The sequence below is a fragment of the Nonomuraea sp. NPDC050227 genome, assembly GCF_044459705.1.
In the GTDB taxonomy this organism is placed as follows: Bacteria; Actinomycetota; Actinomycetes; order Streptosporangiales; family Streptosporangiaceae; genus Nonomuraea.
In genome coordinates this window covers 471868-489165 of record NZ_JBITJF010000004.1, presented here as the reverse complement: position 1 = coordinate 489165, position 17298 = coordinate 471868, and the positions used below count along the sequence as shown (strand labels likewise).

The 17298-nt window shown below is 72.7% G+C and carries 14 protein-coding genes and 1 pseudogene; 11 read left to right on the top strand and 4 right to left on the bottom strand.

Translation table 11 applies throughout. From position 1 onward, the window contains the following. Nucleotides 1-3: 3 nt before the first annotated feature. Both ACIBK9_RS19330 and ACIBK9_RS19325 read left to right on the top strand, forming a co-directional pair. Nucleotides 4-3303, top strand: a complete 3300-nt coding sequence (locus ACIBK9_RS19330; protein WP_397159809.1) for an NEW3 domain-containing protein — start codon at nt 4-6, stop codon at nt 3301-3303. Then, nucleotides 3300-4235: a hypothetical protein gene (locus ACIBK9_RS19325; protein ID WP_397159807.1), complete on the top strand. Its 936-nt coding sequence runs from the start codon at nt 3300-3302 to the stop codon at nt 4233-4235. The genes ACIBK9_RS19330 and ACIBK9_RS19325 overlap by 4 nt, the downstream gene beginning before the upstream one ends. 279 nt (nt 4236-4514) lie before the next feature. Here ACIBK9_RS19325 and ACIBK9_RS19320 read toward each other — a convergent pair whose 3' ends face one another. After that, the gene (locus ACIBK9_RS19320; RefSeq protein WP_397159805.1) at nt 4515-5165 is read right to left on the bottom strand and encodes a TetR/AcrR family transcriptional regulator; all 651 of its coding nucleotides are present in this window, start codon (nt 5163-5165) and stop codon (nt 4515-4517) included. Between the two features lie 140 nt (nt 5166-5305). Between ACIBK9_RS19320 and ACIBK9_RS19315 the strand changes: the two genes are divergently transcribed. Both ACIBK9_RS19315 and ACIBK9_RS19310 read left to right on the top strand, forming a co-directional pair. Then, nucleotides 5306-5653, top strand: a complete 348-nt coding sequence (locus ACIBK9_RS19315) for a nitroreductase family deazaflavin-dependent oxidoreductase (RefSeq protein WP_397159803.1) — start codon at nt 5306-5308, stop codon at nt 5651-5653. 28 nt (nt 5654-5681) lie between these two features. Beyond that, nucleotides 5682-6365 carry a DUF4386 domain-containing protein gene (locus tag ACIBK9_RS19310; protein ID WP_397159801.1) on the top strand — a complete coding sequence of 228 codons (684 nt, stop codon included), beginning with the start codon at nt 5682-5684 and terminating at the stop codon, nt 6363-6365. A gap of 71 nt (nt 6366-6436) precedes the next feature. On the opposite strand, the gene ACIBK9_RS19305 is transcribed toward ACIBK9_RS19310, so the two are convergent. Beyond that, complete coding sequence (locus ACIBK9_RS19305) at nt 6437-7909, bottom strand: S41 family peptidase (RefSeq protein WP_397159799.1); 1473 nt, start codon at nt 7907-7909, stop codon at nt 6437-6439. A 167-nt stretch (nt 7910-8076) separates the two neighbouring features. Here ACIBK9_RS19305 and ACIBK9_RS19300 point away from each other — a divergent pair, with 167 nt between their 5' ends. The 4 genes from ACIBK9_RS19300 to ACIBK9_RS19285 all read left to right on the top strand — a co-directional run bounded on the left by ACIBK9_RS19300 (nt 8077) and on the right by ACIBK9_RS19285 (nt 11949). Further along, nucleotides 8077-9321 (top strand): sensor histidine kinase, encoded by a 1245-nt coding sequence (locus tag ACIBK9_RS19300; RefSeq protein WP_397159797.1) that lies wholly within the window; start codon nt 8077-8079, stop codon nt 9319-9321. Further along, nucleotides 9318-10022, top strand: coding sequence for a response regulator (locus ACIBK9_RS19295; RefSeq protein ID WP_397159794.1), 705 nt, complete (start codon nt 9318-9320; stop codon nt 10020-10022). Before ACIBK9_RS19300 ends, ACIBK9_RS19295 begins: the two co-directional genes overlap by 4 nt. A 740-nt stretch (nt 10023-10762) precedes the next feature. Continuing rightward, nucleotides 10763-11344 (top strand): RNA polymerase sigma factor, encoded by a 582-nt coding sequence (locus tag ACIBK9_RS19290; protein WP_397159792.1) that lies wholly within the window; start codon nt 10763-10765, stop codon nt 11342-11344. Further along, on the top strand, nt 11332-11949 hold the full coding sequence (locus ACIBK9_RS19285; RefSeq protein WP_397159790.1) for a hypothetical protein: 618 nt from the start codon (nt 11332-11334) through the stop codon (nt 11947-11949). Before ACIBK9_RS19290 ends, ACIBK9_RS19285 begins: the two co-directional genes overlap by 13 nt. A 105-nt stretch (nt 11950-12054) precedes the next feature. Here ACIBK9_RS19285 and ACIBK9_RS19280 read toward each other — a convergent pair whose 3' ends face one another. Both ACIBK9_RS19280 and ACIBK9_RS19275 read right to left on the bottom strand, forming a co-directional pair. After that, nucleotides 12055-12585, bottom strand: a complete 531-nt coding sequence (locus ACIBK9_RS19280) for a hypothetical protein (RefSeq protein WP_397159788.1) — start codon at nt 12583-12585, stop codon at nt 12055-12057. Between the two features lie 90 nt (nt 12586-12675). After that, entirely contained in the window at nt 12676-13719 is a 1044-nt protein-coding gene (locus tag ACIBK9_RS19275) for a DUF5937 family protein (RefSeq protein WP_397159786.1), read from the bottom strand. Between the two features lie 195 nt (nt 13720-13914). Between ACIBK9_RS19275 and ACIBK9_RS19270 the strand changes: the two are divergent. From ACIBK9_RS19270 to bla, 3 genes and pseudogenes are all read left to right on the top strand, one after another. Beyond that, nucleotides 13915-14304, top strand: a pseudogene (locus ACIBK9_RS19270) (ATP-binding protein); the annotation flags it as partial. Between the two features lie 85 nt (nt 14305-14389). Further along, nucleotides 14390-16114, top strand: a complete 1725-nt coding sequence (locus tag ACIBK9_RS19265; protein WP_397159784.1) for a LuxR C-terminal-related transcriptional regulator — start codon at nt 14390-14392, stop codon at nt 16112-16114. 144 nt (nt 16115-16258) lie between these two features. Then, nucleotides 16259-17230 carry a class A beta-lactamase gene (gene bla / locus ACIBK9_RS19260; RefSeq protein WP_397159782.1) on the top strand — a complete coding sequence of 324 codons (972 nt, stop codon included), beginning with the start codon at nt 16259-16261 and terminating at the stop codon, nt 17228-17230. Nucleotides 17231-17298 lie beyond the last annotated feature (68 nt).

Below are 17298 nucleotides of genomic sequence, written 5' to 3'. Positions count from 1 at the left end.
TGGATGGACTCCGCCGCCGACCTGGCGGGCGCCGAGCACGCCGTGTACGAGCTGTACCGCAAGCTCAAGCCGGTCGGGGCGACGCGGAACCTGCTGCTGCCCGTGGGCACCGACTACACCCCGCCCAACAAGTGGGTCACCGAGATCCACCGCTCCTGGAACGCCCGCTACGTCTGGCCGCGCTTCGTCTGCGCCACCCCGCGCGACTTCCTCGACGCGGTCCGGGCCGAGCTGGCGGCCTCCGGACGCCGCCCGAGCCCGCAGACCCGCGACATGAACCCGGTCTACACCGGCAAGGACGTCTCCTACATCGACACCAAGCAGGCGCAGCGGGCGGGCGAGGTGGCCGCCGTGGACGCGGAGAAGCTGGCCACCCTCGCCGCGCTCGAAGGGCTCGGGACCTACCCCGAGGCCGCGCTGGACAAGGTGTGGCGGCAGCTCGCGTACGGGGCACACCACGACGCGATCACCGGCAGCGAGTCCGACCAGGTCTACCTGGACCTGTTGTCCGGCTGGCGCGAGGCGTACGACCTGGCGGGCGCGGTGCGCGACGTCTCGCTCGCCTCGCTGGTCGCCCGCGTGGACACCGGCGGCGAAGGCGTCGCGGTGGTCGTCGCGAACACGCTGTCGTTCGACCGGTCGGCGCCGGTGGCCGGACGGCTGCCCGCCGGGCTCGACGGCGGACGGGTGCTCGACGACGCCGGCGCGGAGGTGCCGTGCGTCGTGGACCGGGGGACCCTGCGGTTCCTGGCCGAGGACGTGCCCGCCACCGGCTGGCGCACCTGGCGGTTCCTGCCGGGATCGTCCCGGCCCGGTGCGGCCGCGTGGAGGCCCGCGCCCGGCGTCACCGTCGAGAACGCCCGCTACCGCGTCACCGCCGACCCCGGCCGCGGCGGCTGCCTGTCCGCCGTCCTGGACAAGAAGGCGGGGCGCGAGCTGCTACGGCCCGGCTGCGTCGGCAACGAGCTGCGCGTCTACGAGGAGTACCCCGCCCACCCCGACTTCGGCGAGGGCCCCTGGCACCTGGTGCCCAAGGGCCCGGTCGTCGGCGCGGCGGAGGGCGCGGCCCAGGTGCGGCGCGAGACCTGCCCGCTCGGCGAGCGCCTGGTGATCACCGGGACGGTGGACGGCATCGGCTACGAGCAGACCGTCACGCTCTGGCACGGCGTGGACCACGTGGACCTGACCACCCGCGTCCTGGACTACCGCGGGGCCGACCGGCTGCTGCGGCTGAGCTTCCCCGTCGACCTGCCCGGCGCGCTGCCGGTGAGCGAGGTGGCCGGGGCCGTGGTCGGGCGCGGGTTCGCCCTGCCCGACGTGGACGCCGCCGAGGCGCCGTGGACCCTCGACAACCCCGCCAACACCTGGTTCGGTCTGGGCTCCACCGCCCGCGTCGCGCTCACCGGCCCCGGCGGCCGGCCGCTGGGCGAGCGGGCGCTCGGCGTGGCGGAGGTGGTCGTGCCCGGCCCGGACGACGCCGCCGACGTGCGCGACCTGCTGGTCGCTCTGGTCAGGGCCGGGGTCACCGCGACCACGGCCGGGGCGGACTGGTCCAGGTACGGCTGGCTCGACGTCGACTCCAACCTCCCCGACTTCCGCATCATGATCGGCGGGCCGCGGCAGAACGACGCGGTGCGCGAGCTGCTGGAACGCGCGGGCCCGGCCTATGCCGAGGTCCTGGAGCGGGACGGGCGCGTCTGGGTGCCCGCCGCCCGGCCGCTGCGCGAGGTCTGGCGGCCCAACGCCGACCTGCGTGACCTGCGGGCGCTGCCGGCCCTGGTCACCACCGATCTCGCCGCGCTGACCGCCGACCTGGCCGACGCCCGCGTGAGCTCCGCCTGCCCCGGCGAGGTCCCGGAGTCCGAGCTGCTCACCGGCCACACCGTCGCGCTGCTCACCTACGGCCTGCCGGGCTTCGCCGTCGATCCGGCCGGCACGTTGCACCTGTCGCTGATGCGCTCGTGCACCGGGTGGCCGTCCGGGGTGTGGATCGACCCGCCCCGCCGTACGCTGCCCGACGGAGCGGGCTTCCAGCTCATGCACTGGACCCACGAGTTCCGTTACGCGCTGGTCTCCGGCGAGGGCGACTGGCGCACGCTGACGCTGCCCGCCCGGGGGCAGGAGTTCAACCATCCGCTGTACGCCGTGCTCGCCGAGCCGCACGGGGGCCCGTTGCCGCCGACCCGGTCGTACCTGAAGGTCGAGCCGGCCCGGGAGGTGCTGGTCGGCGCCGTCAAGCCGGCCGGCAACCCGACCGCGCACGGGTCGGCCGCCGCGGCGGACCCGGCTTCCGGGGTGACCGTGCGCCTGATGGAGTCCACCGGACTCGGCCGCGACGCCGTCCTTTCCGGTGCGCTCGCCCTCACCGAGCCGCACCGCGCCGACCTGCTCGAACGGCGGCGCGAACCCGTCCAGGGGGCAGCCGTCACGCTGACCGGCGCCGAGGTCGCCACCGTGATCGCCGTCCCCGGCCTGCCGCTGGGTGGGTCGGCCCGCGGCGGTGCGGTGCTGGGGCCGGCGGCCGAGGTGGCGCAGCCGGTGCATGCGCGGTACTGGCTGCACAACCGGGGGCCGGCGCCGATGGGCTACCTGCCGGTGAGCGTCACGGCGTCGCCGGGCCTGGTGCGGACCGAGGGCGAGCCCGCCGAACTGTCGGTGGTGCTCTCCTCGCACCTGCTCGACGCCGACGTGGAAGGAGCCGTGGAGATCCTCGTCCCCGAGGGCTGGACGGCCGGTCTGACGCGGCGCCCGTACCGGCTGGCGGCGGGCGGGCACGTACGGTTCCCGGTGACGGTGACCCCGCCCCGGGGCGTCGAGCCCGGCCTGTACTTCGTCGCCGCCCGGATCCGGCACGACGGCCAGACCGTCGAGGACGTGGTCACCGTCGCCGTCGGCGACCTGCCCGGCGTGCTGCCCGTGCCTGGTGACGTCCCCGAGGACTGGGTGGCAGCGCAGGGCAGCAAGGACCGTCCCGGCCGCGACACCGGCCTGTCGGTGGAGGTGACGACGCCGTCGGTGCGCGTCCCTCCCGGCGGGCGTGCCGTGCTGGGGCTGGCGCTGCACAACCGCACGAACGGTCAGATCCGGGGCGAGCTGCAGGTCGTCTCGCCCTGGGGCACGTGGGACCTGATCGCCGCCCCGGTCCGCGGGTTCGTCCTGGCGGCCGGTGAGAGCACGGTCGCCGAGTTCGAGGTGTCCGCACCCCGCGACGCCGTCCCGGGCTCCGCCTGGGCCCTGGGCAAGGTCATGTGGTTCGGCCGCTGCCAGTACGCCCCGACCGTCGAACTGGTGGTGACCCCATGACCCACCGTTCCCACCCCGACCATCCCCGGTCCCGCGCTGAGACCTCCGCCCCGACGCTCCAGGCGAACCATCCGACCTCCGTCCCAACACCTCAGGTCAGCCATCCGGACTCCGCCCACGCGCCCGTCACCGGCGAGCCGGTCGCGCCCGGCGTGGGGCCGGTGCTCGGCTGGCTCGACGGCTGCCCGCTCCCCCGCTTCGAGCTGGACCGACGGCTCGCAGCCCTCCGGGCCGGCCCGAGGTCCTCGGCGCTTCCGGCGCCGGGCACGGCCGAGGACCGGCAGCTCACGCGCTGGGTGGCCCAGGTGGTGCTGACCGAGCAACTGTGCGCCGCCGAGGCGACAGCCCGCCGACTCCCCCTGGAGAAGCCCCCACCACCCCACCCCAACCACCCCCCCACCGACGCCATCGCGGTACGGCCGGACCCACGAGCCACCGACGCCATCGCAGTACGGCTCGACCAGCGGGCGGCTGTTGAGCTGGGTTCGATCGCTGCGGCGGCCTACGAGGGCAGCGCCGCCGTCCGAGCTGTCTACGAGGCCGTCACCGCTGACGTCACGGTCTCCGCGTCGGAGGCGGCCGCGTATCGGGAGGCCACCACGCGACCGCCCACCGGACCGACATGGCGGCTACGCACCCCGGACGGCGAGTTCGACGCAGACCCCGGTTCGCTGCCCGTCGCCCTGGCCGAAGCTCTGGCCGCCGCCGTACCGGGCCAGACGGTGACGGCCGGCCCTTGGACCGCCACCCTCGTCACCCGCCACGACCCCGTCCCGGACCGAGACGCACCCGCCGACGGCCTCCTCGACTCCGCGCGCAGGGTGGCGTTCGTACGCTGGCTCGACCACGCCCGCGCCCACCGGCTGCGCCTGGTGCCGGGCCTCGAACACCCCGGCGACCCCGCACAACCCGACAACCATCACCGCCACTGACACCACCATCGACCCAGCCATACCGGTCCGGTCCGATGTCAGCCCAGACCCCGCCGACGTGATCGCTCCGTCGGCGGGCATGCGGCATGTGCCGGCCCCTGACGTGCTCCCAGGCGAGCTGCGCAAGCCGAGCGCCGACGACGTGGACCGGCCCGTCCAAGCCCCTCGCCCTCCACCAGACGGCGGCACTGTCCGACACGGCCGGCCGATCGGCCGCTCACGTGGTGCTCTCGCTCCGGCTCGCCGCCCGTACCGAGAAGTTCACCCGGATTCGCCCGATCACTGGACGCTTCGGCGCGCTTCGAGGGCGTCCAGGATCAGGTCGAGGCCGTAGCCGAATTCGCTGGTGTAGTCGTAGCCCGGTCGCAGGGCGTGGTCGCGGATCATCTCGGTGAGGTACGGCAACTCCTTCTCCGGCAGTTGCCGGAGGATGTCGCCGGCCACGTCCTCGACGTCGTCCGGCGTCGCCATCGGCAGGTTCGCCTCCTGCAGGACGAACCCGGAGACGTAGCTGTCGATCAGCGACACGGCGTGCGCGGCCATCGGCAGCGTGAACCCCGCCTCCCGCAGGACGCCCAGGACGGCGTCGTGGTGGCGTAGCGTCGCCGGTCCCGGATCGCGGCGGGAGTCCATGAGGCCGAGGGCCCAGCTGTGCTGCGACAGGACCGCGCGGGCGGAGACGGCTCGCGTACGGATCGCATCGCGCCAATCGTCGCATTCGGCACCCGGCAACTTGATCGCCGCGAACACCATGTCGACCACGCCGTCGAGGATCGCGTCCTTGTTGGGCACGTGGTGGTAGAGCGACATCGCCTCCACGCCCAGTTCCTGCGCCACCCGGCGCATCGTGATCGCCTCCGCGCCGCCGCGATCCGCGACCCGGATCGCGGCTTCCAGGACGAGGACTCTGCTGAGCGGTTGCGGCGGCATGACGGCTCCGGGACGTGTGCGGGTTGACAGCCTTACGAGCGTAAGCCAACCTTACACCCGTAAGCGACCTTACGAGCGTAAGGCCGTTCTGGAGCGTAGAGAAGGAGATTTCCATGCCGATGCCGAGGTGGTGGGGGCACGTGAACAAGAAGGTGTTCAACCCCCGCGCGATAACCGGCGGAAGATGGCCGGTGCTGATTCACGTCGGCCGTATTTCCGGCACCACGTACCGCACGCCGCTCGACGCGCATCCCGTCGACGGCGGTTACCTGTTCGTTCTGGTGTATGGATCGCGTTCGGACTGGGTGCAGAACGTCCTGGCGGCCGCAAATGCGCGGCTCCGGGTCGACGGGCGGGACGTGGAACTCACCGCCCCGCGCCTCATCGGTGAGGACGAGCCTTTCCAGGCCCTTCCCGAGAAAGTGGCACGCCCGCCGAAGCTGCTCCGCATCACCGAGTTCCTGCGCATGGACCTGCTCACAGGCTGACCACCACGACAATTTCGGGACAAGAATCGTGCACACGAACAGGCGGGCGACCGCAATTGCCGGTGCCCTGGTCATCCTGGGTATGATCGCCGGCGCGCTGAGCGTCGTTCCCGCCGTCGATGAACCACGCCGTCTCGCTCTCGTACCCGCACACGAGAGCCAGGTCATCCTCGGCGCAGTCGCTCAGTCCATCATGATCCCCGCGTATGTCGGGTTCGCGCTGTGCCTGTATCCGATGGTGCGGGCGGAGAACGAAAGACTCAGCTCGGGTTTCCTCGGGTTCAGGCTGATCGCGGCGACGTTCCACTTCATCGGCGTCATCATGCTGCCCTTGTTTCTCGTGCTGGGCCGGGAACTCGCCCAAGCCGATGCCGTGGCCGCATCCGGCATCGAGGTCGTCGGTGAATTACTGCGGACGGCGCGCGACTTGGTCAATCATGTCGCATTGATCATCTCGCTCAGTCTTGGAGATCTCCTGTTGTTCCGCATTCTGTGGCGGTCGAGATCTGTCCCGCGATGGTTGTCCGGGTGGGGATTCCTGGCAATAGCGGCAGCCGTGTCGGCGAGTTTCCTGGTGCTGGTTGGTGCAACTGACGTCGTGACGCCGCTCTACCTGGCGATGAATGCGCCCCTGGCCCTGCAGAGCTTCGTCTTCGCCGTGTGGTTGATGACAAGAGGTTTCGTCACGCAGAAGGCATCTTCGAGGCACTAGCGGCGGGCCGTTCACCCCGATTCCCATGGCCGGCCGCCGCCCGCGGCCGGCCTGTTCCAGGCGCGGAGGCGCTACCGTCGCCGGCTCGTCAGGTAGGAGAGGGCCTTGGCGAAGGCGGCGTCGTGGCCGCCGTTCAGTTCCTCGTCGCTGAGGACGCCGGGAACGGACAGGTGCGGCGGGATGCCCGTGACGTCGAAGGTGGTCCCGTCGCGGGTCAGGAAACGTTCGTTGGGCAGAGCGAAGCTCCACCCGTTGGGCAGCTTCCGCCACAGGAAGTCGGAGAAGGCTCCCTGCGTGTTCTCCCCGATGCGCTCGGGCCGGGGCGTCCGTCCCGTCATGGCCTGGGTGAAGGTCTCGCCCGCGCTGATGGTCAGGCTGCTGGTGAGCATGGCGATGGGGCCCGTGTACACCGGGGCGGTCGCCGGCCGTACGGGCACCGGCCGGGGGCGGGTGAACCCGGGCGGATCACCGGGGGTGTTGCGGGCCTGCTTGGCGTACGCCTGGTACGGCCTGCCGGTGAGCCTGGAGGCGAGCCGCAGGCCGAGTGCGTCGTAGCCGCCCAGATTGACGCGGACGTCGATGATGAGGCCGCGCAGCCGGCCGGGCCCCGAGGTGCGGGACACGGTGAAGATCTCGTCGAGCGCCCGGTCCAGCTCGGCCGCGTTGGGCTCGTAGCCGCCGTCGGCGTAGCCGTCGAACGCGCCCAGCCGCAGGTAGCCCAGGCCGTCCGGGAGGTCGGCGTACCCGATCACGCCTCGTCCCCACTGGTGCAGGGGCTTGCGGGTGTCGTTCTTCTCGACGAACTCCCGGACGCGTTCGTTGAAGGCGATGAAGGCCGGCACCCCGTCCAATTGCCTGGTGCCCGGACGCAACGGTCTGGCGAACTGCCTGCCGCCCGCGATGAGCGCGGTGTGCGCGTCGCCGAGCTCCTTGAGGATGTCGCGCAGGACGGCGAACAGCTCCTCCTCCCCGCTGTCCGGACCGATCCCGGACCGGTACCGGTCCCGTACGGCTCGCCAGTCGACGCCCTTGGTGGCGAAGAACGGGTAGTTCTCGGCGAAGGTCGTCCAGAAGACGTCGAACACCTTCACCGGATCAGCGGGCGTGGGGGTGGCGCAGGCCCGGGGCAGGCGGGGCAGCCTCCGCAGGTCGATGGCGCCGACGCTGCCCGCATACCGTAGCCGCGCCCGGCCTGGCCCCCGCGTCTGGACGACGATCCGCCGGCCGCCCTCCTGCGCCGTGAAGGACGCCGAGTCGCGCGTGCGCGCCGTCTGTTCCGCCGAGAGCACCCCACGCAGGCAGCTGATCGCCGTCGTGTCGTAGGTGATGAGCCGCCCCTGGCCGATGCCGAAGACGGTGCCGTAACCGTCGGCTCGCCAGAGGCCGTCCAGCGGCTGCCGTCCGGCGGCGGCGTCCGCGGGCGGTGTGGCGACCTGTCCCGCCACGGCGACGCCCAGCGCGGCCAGTACGGCGGCCAGTCGCCGGAGCGTCCGTCGGCGGCCCCTCTTTCCGCTGTCGGTGCCGAGATCGTTGTTGTCGTTCATGGGGTCCGACGCTAGGCAGCGTGCCCGGCCGGGCACGTCACACCACGGAGCCATCCATACCGGTCATACCTTCTGGCCATCCGGCCGGCGCGTCATACCCAGGTGGGAGGCCCGAAGTCGGCTCTGGGGCTGATCCGTCCGCGAAGGCCGGCGGCTACGGTGATGGCATGTCGCGCGCCTTCACCACGGCCCCGGCCCCGACCGGACCGGCGGCCCCGTCCGCGCTCCGGTTCGCGAGGGTGCGGGCCGGAACGCCCTGGGTGATCGCCTGCTTCATGTTCGCCATGAACGTGGGGATGCTCGCCACCGTCTACGACGCTCCGGTCGAGCTGACGGTGGCGCTCGCGGCGGCCTGCGCGGCTCCGGTGACGTTCTGCCGGCGCCGGCCGGTGACCGCCTGGCTGCTGCTCTACACCGGGATGCTGGTCACGCCGCTGCTGGTCGCGCCGCCGCCGGCGAACAATCCGTGGCCGTGGCTGCCGATGCCCGTGGTCGCCTATCTGGTCGTGCTGTTCGTGCTGGCGCAGCACCGGCCGCGATGGATGCTGGCGGCCGTGTGGGCGCTGTCCCTCCTCGGCGCGCTGGCGGACGTGTCACTGGTGCCCATGTCGTCCACGGACCGGGCCGTGGCGCTGCAGCTCGTGGCGGCCGTCGTGCCGGTGCCGTTGATCGTCGGCGACAACGTGCGCTGGCGCCGCCGGGCCCGGGCGCGGGTCGCCGAGCAGGAACAGGTCAGCGCGGCCGAACGGGCCCGGCGCGAGCTGCTGGAGGAACGGACCAGGATCGCCAGGGAGATGCACGACGTGGTGGCGCACCACATGTCGGTGATCGCCGTACAGGCCGCCAGCGCGGCGCGCAGGCTCGGCGGGGTGCCCGCCGGCGCCGAGCGGGAGTTCGACTCCATCGGGGCGGCGGCCCGGCAGTCACTGGCCGAGATGCGGCGCCTGCTGGGCGTGCTGCGCAGCGACGACGCGCTGCCGCCGCGCGCCCCGCTGCCGGGCCTCGACCAGCTGGGCGTGCTGGTGGAGAGCGCCAGGCGTGCCGGCACACCCGTCGAGCTGACGGTGAGTGGCCTGCCCAGGCGCATACCCCCCGGCATGGAGCTGCCGGTCTACCGGATCGTGCAGGAGGCGCTCAGCAACGTGATCCGGCACGCGCCAGGCGCCGCCACGGCCGTGGCGGTCACCGGGAACGGGTCCGGGCTGCGGGTCGTGGTCGAGAACGCGCCGCCCGCAGGCGCGGGGCTCGCGCTCGCCGAGCCCGCGGGCACCGGTCACGGGCTGGCCGGGATGCGAGAACGGGCCGCCATGGTGGGTGGCGTGCTGCTGACCGGGCCGACGCCACGGGGCGGATTCCGGGTCGAGCTGACGTTACCCCTGGTGCAGGCCGGCCACGGGAAGGAGCACCCATGACGATCCGGGTGCTCGTCGCCGACGACCACGCAATGGTCCGGGCGGGCTTCGGCGCCCTGCTGGCCGCCGAACCGGACATCGAAGTCGTCGGTGACGCGGCCGACGGCGAGCAGGCGGTGGACCGGACAAGGCTGCTGCGGCCCGACGTCGTCCTCATGGACGTCCGCATGCCCGGCATGGACGGCCTGCGGGCGGCCCGGCTGCTCCTGGCGCCGCCCGGCGGCCAGTACAGGCCGCGTGTGGTGATGCTGACCACCTTCGACCTGGACGACTACGTCTACGAGGCGCTGCGCGCAGGCGCCAGCGGGTTCCTGCTGAAGGAGGCGCCGCCCGCGGACCTGGTCTCGGCCGTGCGGGTGGTGGCGGCCGGCGACGCCCTGCTCGCCCCCTCGGTGACCCGGCGTCTCATCGAGGAGATCGCCCGGTGCCGGCCCGCGTTGCCTGGCGCCGCACCCCTGGTGCAGTCGCTGACCGAGCGGGAGTCGGAGGTGCTTGTGCACGTGGCCCGCGGCCTGTCCAACGCCGAGATCGCCGCGGCCCTGATCGTCGCCGAGCAGACGGTCAAGACGCACATCGGCCGCATCCTGGCCAAGCTCGATCTCCGCGACCGCGCCCAGGCGATCGTCTTCGCCTACGAGAGCGGCCTCGTCGTACCCCGCTCCGACCTCCCGGCGCACGGGAACTGGAGAACGCCGAGTTGAGAGGGCGGGGAGAAGTCGGCACACGCGCGCCCGCCCCACCTTGAACGTCCAGACGGAGCCCCGTCCCCTCGGGGAGGCGCACAGTCGCACGTCGCGGCCTGTGACGGTGACCTTCGCTGGACCGAGCGACGCGATCTCGCCCGCCCGCCCGCCCGCCCGCCCGCCCGCCCGCTCGCCCGCTCGCCAACGAGCCGACGGCGGCCCGCCACCGCCGCCCTCGCCGCCACTGACCTGCTGCCGTCACCACGGCCGCCACCACCACAGACCCCCGCTGCCGTCACCACCGCCGCCACCACCACAACCCCGCTGACGCCACCACCGCCATCACCACCACAGACCCCGCTGACGTCACCGACGTGAACATGTTGCCCATGGGCCTGTGCCTGCGCGCGCAGGGCCTTGGGCTGTGTGACATCGCCGCCCGGCTCGTCGTCACCGAGGACGAGGAGGGGCGCTCCTCCCCCGTCACCGTCCGCAACGTGGCGCAGGCGTCCGCCGGCGGTTGGCGGAGATCGCTAGAGCAGTCGTACCTGCCCATCCGCCACGCCCACGGCTTGTATCGGCGTTTTCGCTGGTCACCGGGTATGCGTCGGACGTTCGGCACACGCTCCGGAAGTGCCTGGCCCCCGGGCTCTTCGCCGGACCACTTTGCGCCCGTACTGCCCGCGTTTCCCCATGAAGGATTTCGGGCTGGCGCGGTAAGTACAGGTGACCGCATACGCCAGGAAAGGTCGGTATGCATGACAATCCCTCGCGAAGCAGTCGAGGTCGACGACGCGCTCCTCATCGAGAGATCGCTGAACGAACCCGAGATCTTCGCCACGTTGTTCGACCGGCACGCGCCGCTCCTGCACCGTTACGTGACCAGACGCCTGGGCCCCAGCGAGGCGGAGGACGTGGTGGCCGACACCTTTCTGGCCGCCTTCCAGCACCGCGGCGGCTACGACAGGAATCGTCCCGATGCCCGACCGTGGCTGTACGGCATCGCGTCCAACCTGATCGGCCGCCGGCGCCGTACCGAGATGAGCCTCTACCGCGCGTACGTGCGCAGCGGCGTGCATCCGGCGGAGCTGTCCGGCTCTCGGGTCGAGGACGAGGTCAACACCCTGGCCGTCAACCGCCCGCTGGCGCTGGCCCTGATGGAGCTCGCGCCGGCCGATCGCGACGTGCTGCTGCTCGTCGCCTGGGCCGAACTGAGCTACCAGGAGGTGGCCGACGCGCTGGCCATCCCGCCGGGAACCGTCGCCTCGCGACTCAACCGGGCCCGTCTTCAGATCCGGCAAGCCCTGAGCAAAGAAGGAGAACGCAAATGGACGCCCTGAAAGCCATGTGGCAGGCCGTTCCCCCCGCCACCCCGGACGAACTCGCCGGAGCACGGCAGCGACTGCTCCGCGGGATGCGCCCCCGGCGACGCGTCGTCACCGGCCCTCGGCTGCTGGTCGCGGCCGGAGTCGCGGCGGCGATCACCATCACACCGTTGGTCGCCGGAACCGGGCCCGCCGCCCACGCGGTGACCAGAGGCCCGGACGGCACGGTCGAGGTCACCGTCAACGAGCTGCGTGATCCCGCCGGCCTGGAGGCCAAGCTCGACGCGGTGGGCATCAAGGCCGACGTGACCTTCCTGGCCCCGGCCACGCGGTGCGCGGGCCCGCGATTCACCGGCGTGGACCGCGCCTACGGCGGGGAACCCGCCTCCAACGCGGGCGAGCTGCGTTCACTGGTGGAAGAGTCGCGATCGTACAAGGCGACCCGGGTGAAATCCGTCCGGACGATCCAGATCTTCCCGCAGTACATCAAACCGGACGAGACGCTCGTGGTGGAGTTCCGCGACAACGGGAACCCGGAGGTGCCCTGGCAGCTCGGCGCCTGGCTGGCCGAGGCGGGCACCCCCGTGAAGCCGTGCACGCCCGTCGCGGGCGCTCAGTGAAGGCCACCGCGGCCAGCTCACCACCGCTCCGCCGCCGCGCGCCCTGACCTGCAGGAAGCGACCGGCCGCCGCAGGTGTGCCTGACGGAACCCTGGCCACGGCGCTTCATCCTTCCGACCGGTGACCGGCGACCGGCGGGGTGGACGGCAGCCGGCCGAGGTGGATGGCGGCGTGCCAGTACGCCGGGTTCCCGGGCACGGTCCACGCCCGCTGCACCACCGCGCCGAGCCCGGGCACGTCCCAGGACTCCTCGCCGTACCGGCTCAGGTCCGTCAGGATCGCGTCATGCACCGCCCCGAACCGGTGCAGGAGCAGCGAGGCCGGGAGGTGCCGGCCCGCCTCCACCCCGCCGATGTTCAGCGCCTGCCCGACGGCGGGGTCCTCCCAGCGTGGATCGAGGCTCCAGTGCGGCCGGCCGGCGGCGGCTTCCGTCAGCACCGCCAGGTTGATCTCGTCCCACATCAGGACGTGCGCGATGAGGTCGTGCAAGGAACGGCAGAAGTCGCCGAGCGGGCCGGAGTCCACCAGATGGTCGGCGTCGAGCTGCTGCTCGGTGAGTCCGGTGACGCGAGCGAGGAGGATGTCCCGATCGGCGCGCAGGCGGCCGATCGCCTCTTCCGGAGACAGGATCGTCATGGTGGTTCTCCCTGGATGAAGTGGTTGGGAGGGACTTCAGCACCACCGCGGCCGTCCGGCCAGCGGACTGACGAATGCGATCAATCGTGCTCAGCGCAGCAGCAGCGACAGCACGTCCTTGCCGAGCTCCTCCAGGACGTCGGCGGCGAGCTGGTACCGCACGAACCGTCCCTGACGGGCCGTGGTCGCCAGTCCCGCCGCGGCCAGGGCGCGCAGGTGCCGGTTCACCTGGGTCGGGTCGACGTTCCACAACATCGCGATCTCGCCGGCCGTCCGCGGTTCGGTGGCGATCGCCCGGGCGACCTCCAGGCGGCCCTGGTGGGCGAGGGCCTCCAGCCGTCGCCGCACCATGGCGGCGGAGGGCACGGGAAGGTCGGCGTCGACGGGATGGAGGAGAAGGAGCGGCCGGCCGGGAACGTCAGCCACGTACAGGTGGGGACGGATGAAGGTGCTGGGCACCACGACCAGCCCGCGCCGGGACACGTCATGACGGGCGGCCTGGATCTTGGCGATGCGGACGGCCACCCCGGCCGGGGCGAGCTCCATGGCGGGGTCGAGGGCGGCGAGCGCGGGCCCGGGCCCTTGCCGGGAGGCCAGGTCGGCGAAGCGTCGCGCCCGCCCGGCCAGCACCGGCCGGATCCGGGTCCACTCGGCCTCGAACCACTCCTGCCGGCTGCGACGCAGGAACGAGAGGAAATCGGCGACCGCGTCCTGCGGACGCCTGACGAGCGCTTCGACGCGGGCCGCCACCGCCGGATCTCGCGCGCGCGACCATCGGAGCGCGACCTGCCGGTCGCCTGAGGGGGCGATCGGCCGCAGCAACTGACCTGCCAGCTCCTGGACGGGCATGGCACGCAGCTGTTCGAGCCGGTCGTCGAAGCTCTCCGCCGGGGGCTCGGGGGTGACGAACGGCGTCGCTCTGATGGCCTGCGTCGTCCACCACCACGATCGGGTCCAGGCCGCCAGGTCAGGGCTCATCGCCGTGAGGATCTTCGCCGCCCAGTCCTCCAGGCCGTGGTGAGCAGGGTCGCGCAGGACGTGCAGCGCCGAGCCGAACTCGGTCATCGCCGATACCGCCGGCAGCAGGGACCCCGCCTGCATGCACCGGTCGAGGCCAGTGATCACTGTGGGCATGGCACCGATCCCATCATCCCCGCAGCCGAGGCCGGTACGTCGAGACAGAGGCGCGGCTCAGGCCCTGCGCAGGCCGGCGAACTGCAGGCCGGTGGCGCGCCGAATCTGTCATCGTGACGGTAGTGCCAGGTCACGGTCATTGCTCACCGCTCCCACCCGGAAGGGGCAAATGTCCGCTCCGCTAGATTCTCGGCCATGTTGTTTGGGCGGGCTGCGGAGCAGGCGCAGGTGGACCGGCTGCTGACGGACGCCCGGTCCGGACGCAGTGGCGTGCTGGTGGTGCGCGGGCAGCCGGGCATCGGGAAGTCCGCCTTGCTCAGCCACCTGACCGAGCGCGCCGCGGGGGTTCGGGTGCTGCACGGGGTCGGCATCGAGTCGGAGGCGGAGCTGCCGTACGCCGCCCTGCACCTGCTCCTGCGCTCCGAGCTCGACCGGATCGACGCGCTGCCCGAACCGCAGGCGGCGGCGCTGCGGGGCGCGCTGGGCTTGGGCGCGACCGCTCCGGTGAACCGGTTCCTCGTCGGGCTCGCCCTGCTCAGCCTGCTGGCCGAGATCGCCGGCGACGGGCCGCTGCTCTGCCTGGTCGACGACGCGCAGTGGTTCGACCGGGCTTCCGCCGACGCCCTTCAGGCACCCGCTCATCAGGGCCGCCGCCTACCGGAACGCGCCGTTGACGTCCCGGCTGGCCGTGCATCGTGCGCTCGCCGAGGTGCTCGACGGCGGCGAGCACGCCGACCGCCGGGCCTGGCATCTTGCCGCGGCGACGACCACGCCCGACGAGGACGTGGCGGGCGAGCTGGAGTCGGCCGCGGAGCGGGCGCGCACGCGTTCGGGCTATGCGGCCATGGCCGCGGCCTACGAACGGGCCGCCGAGCTCACCCCCGACACCGCCAGGCGGTCGGTACGGCTGGCCGCCGCGGCCGTGGCGGCCAGCGACGCGGGACAACTGGCCCGTGCGGGCGCGCTGGCCGGCCGGGCCAGCGAGGAGATCAGGAACCCGCTGGCCCTCGCCCATCTGATCCAGGTGCGCGCCCATCGGGAGTTCGAGCAGGGCAGCCCCGCCACGGCCGGTGACCTCATCATCGCCGGCGCGGAGCGGGTCGCCCCGCTCGACGCGGAACGGGCGGCCTACCTGCTCGTGGAGGCGATGCGGTGCGCGTGGTACGCCGGTGACCCGGACTTGGCGGCGCAGGCGGCGAAGCTGCTCAGGGCGCTGCCCGAGGTGGGGTCTCCGCTGGTGGGCGGCGCGCTCGGGCTGTCCGCGCTGGCCAACGGCGAGTTGTCGGACGCCGTCCCGCTCATGCGGGGGCTGGTGCTCGCTCCCGATCTGTCCGGGCTTCAGGTGCCGGGGCTGACCTTCGTGGCCCAGCTGTGTGCGCCGATCGGGCGCTACGGCCTGGCCGAGGCCATGGCGGCGCGCGTCGAGGCCGAGTGCAGGGCCCACGACATGGGCGGCTGGCTGACCGTCGCGGTGGAGATCCGGACGGAGGCGCAGATGTTGCTCGGCAGGTATCGCGAGGCGGCGTCCAGGCTGGAGGAGAGCATCGCGGTGGTCGGCGACCTGGGGCAGCGGAACGGAGCTGTGGTGCTCGCCGCGCTGCTCACGGTGACGCGCGGCGAACTGGGCGACGAGCTCGGCTGCCGGACGGCGGCCACGACCGCGCTGGAACAGGCGAGAGCGCGCGGGCTCCGTACGGCCGAGGCGATGGCCCTGGCCGGGCTCGGACGGCTGGAGCTGGCGCTGGGCCGTCCGGAGGCGTCGCTGAGGACGCTGGAGAGGATCTCGCCCGCCAACGCGCCGGTGTCCGTCTTCTCCGCCCCTGACCGGATCGAGGCCGCGGTCAGGGCCAAGGAGCCGGAGCTGGCGGGCGAGCCGCTGGCGTACTACCTGGACTGGGCGGCCGGCGTCGGCGTGCCGTCCGCCGATGCGATCGCGCTGCGCTGCCGCGCCCTCGTCGAGGACGACGAGGACCTGTACGAGCAGGCCGTCCGGGCGCACGAACAGGGCGAGCAGCCGCACGAGCAGGCCCGCACGCGGCTGCTCTACGGCGAGTGGCTGCGGCGGGCGCGCAGGCGCGCCGCAGCCCGCGCCCAGTTGCGCGCCGCGCTGGAGACCTTCGACCGGCTCGGCATGGCGCTCTGGGCCGAGCGGGCCCGCGCGGAGCTGCGCGCCACCGGCGACGTGCCCGCGGCCCCACGCCGGCCGGACGACCCGCTCAGCGTCCTCACGGCGCAGGAGAGGCAGGTGGTACGGCTGGCCGCCACGGGCGCGTCCAACCGTGACATCGCGGCCCAGCTGTACCTCAGCCCGCGCACCGTCGGCTACCACCTCTACAAGGCCTTCCCCAAGCTGGGGATCTCGTCGCGGGCGGAGCTGGCCGCGATCGTCGCCTGAGCGTCGAGGTGCGCGAAGCGATTACCTGGGCGGATATCCGGATCTTTATGGTTCGGGGTCTCATATCGCTATTGGACATCCCGCTTCCGCCTCTGGTCTCCTGGTCGCGCTCAGGAAGACCCGGATCGAGATCGGGGAGTCGGGATGAGAGACGTTCCTTACGGAGAGCTGCGCACCAGGCTCGGCGCCTCCGTGCTGGCGACCTCCACGGCGATGGCGGCCGTCGTCGGACTGGCGGGTTCGGCTGGGGCCGACACGCGCTCGGCGTCCGCCGTCGCCGCCGCGCGGCCGGAGAGCGGCACGGCCGGCGTCAGGAAGCAACTGCGCGCGCTGGAGGACTCCTACCAGGGACGCATCGGGGCCTACGCGATCGACACCGGCACCGGGAAGACCGTCTCCTACCGCGGCGGCGAACGATTCGCCGCCGCCTCCACCTTCAAGGCCATCCTGTGCGGCGCCATCCTGAACAAGGCCCGCACGACCGATCCCGGCCTGCTGGACCGCACGCTGCACTGGACGGCCAAGGACGTGGTCGCGAACTCGCCGATCAGCGGACTGCCGGAGAACGTCAAGAACGGCATGACCGCGGACCGGCTGTGCCACGCGGCCGTCACCGCCAGCGACAACACCGCGGCGAACGTGCTCCTCAAGCAGATCGGCGGACCCGCGGGGCTGACCCGCTACTACCGCTCGCTCGGGGACCCGGTCGGGCGGCTCGACCGCTGGGAGCCGGAGCTCAACGACTGGAAGCCGGGCGAGAAGCGCGACACCGTCAAGCCCGCGTTCATGGCCCGCGACCTGCAGAAGCTCAGCCTGGGCGGCGCGCTCGTCCCCGAGGACCGGCAGCGGCTGAACGACTGGCTGCGGGCCGGCGTCACCGGCGCCGAGCGCATCCGGGCCGGGGTGCCGCGGGACTGGATCGTCGGCGACAAGACCGGGGGCGGCACCGGCGCGTACGCGCCGGGCAACGACATCGCCGTCGCCTGGCCGCCCTCCGGCGCGCCGGTGATCATCGCGATCTACACCAATCGCACCGACCCGGCCGCGACCATGGACAACAGCGTGATCGCCAAGGCGGCCACCGTGCTGGTCCGCGGGCTCGGCCTCGCCAAGTAGGGCGAATATGGCTGGTCGGGCCGGGCTGGCCCGGCAGTGACGACCTGGGGGTAATTGCCTCGCGCAGG

What these genes read in the sequence shown, in the direction of transcription:
- ACIBK9_RS19330 (WP_397159809.1), top strand. Translation starts at nt 4, where the DNA reads ATGGACTCCGCCGCCGACCTGGCGGGCGCCGAGCACGCCGTGTACGAG.
- ACIBK9_RS19325 (WP_397159807.1), top strand. Translation starts at nt 3,300, where the DNA reads ATGACCCACCGTTCCCACCCCGACCATCCCCGGTCCCGCGCTGAGACC.
- ACIBK9_RS19320 (WP_397159805.1), bottom strand. Translation starts at nt 5,165, where the DNA reads ATGCCGCCGCAACCGCTCAGCAGAGTCCTCGTCCTGGAAGCCGCGATC.
- ACIBK9_RS19305 (WP_397159799.1), bottom strand. Translation starts at nt 7,909, where the DNA reads ATGAACGACAACAACGATCTCGGCACCGACAGCGGAAAGAGGGGCCGC.
- ACIBK9_RS19300 (WP_397159797.1), top strand. Translation starts at nt 8,077, where the DNA reads ATGTCGCGCGCCTTCACCACGGCCCCGGCCCCGACCGGACCGGCGGCC.
- ACIBK9_RS19295 (WP_397159794.1), top strand. Translation starts at nt 9,318, where the DNA reads ATGACGATCCGGGTGCTCGTCGCCGACGACCACGCAATGGTCCGGGCG.
- ACIBK9_RS19290 (WP_397159792.1), top strand. Translation starts at nt 10,763, where the DNA reads ATGACAATCCCTCGCGAAGCAGTCGAGGTCGACGACGCGCTCCTCATC.
- ACIBK9_RS19285 (WP_397159790.1), top strand. Translation starts at nt 11,332, where the DNA reads ATGGACGCCCTGAAAGCCATGTGGCAGGCCGTTCCCCCCGCCACCCCG.
- ACIBK9_RS19280 (WP_397159788.1), bottom strand. Translation starts at nt 12,585, where the DNA reads ATGACGATCCTGTCTCCGGAAGAGGCGATCGGCCGCCTGCGCGCCGAT.
- ACIBK9_RS19275 (WP_397159786.1), bottom strand. Translation starts at nt 13,719, where the DNA reads ATGCCCACAGTGATCACTGGCCTCGACCGGTGCATGCAGGCGGGGTCC.
- bla (WP_397159782.1), top strand. Translation starts at nt 16,259, where the DNA reads ATGAGAGACGTTCCTTACGGAGAGCTGCGCACCAGGCTCGGCGCCTCC.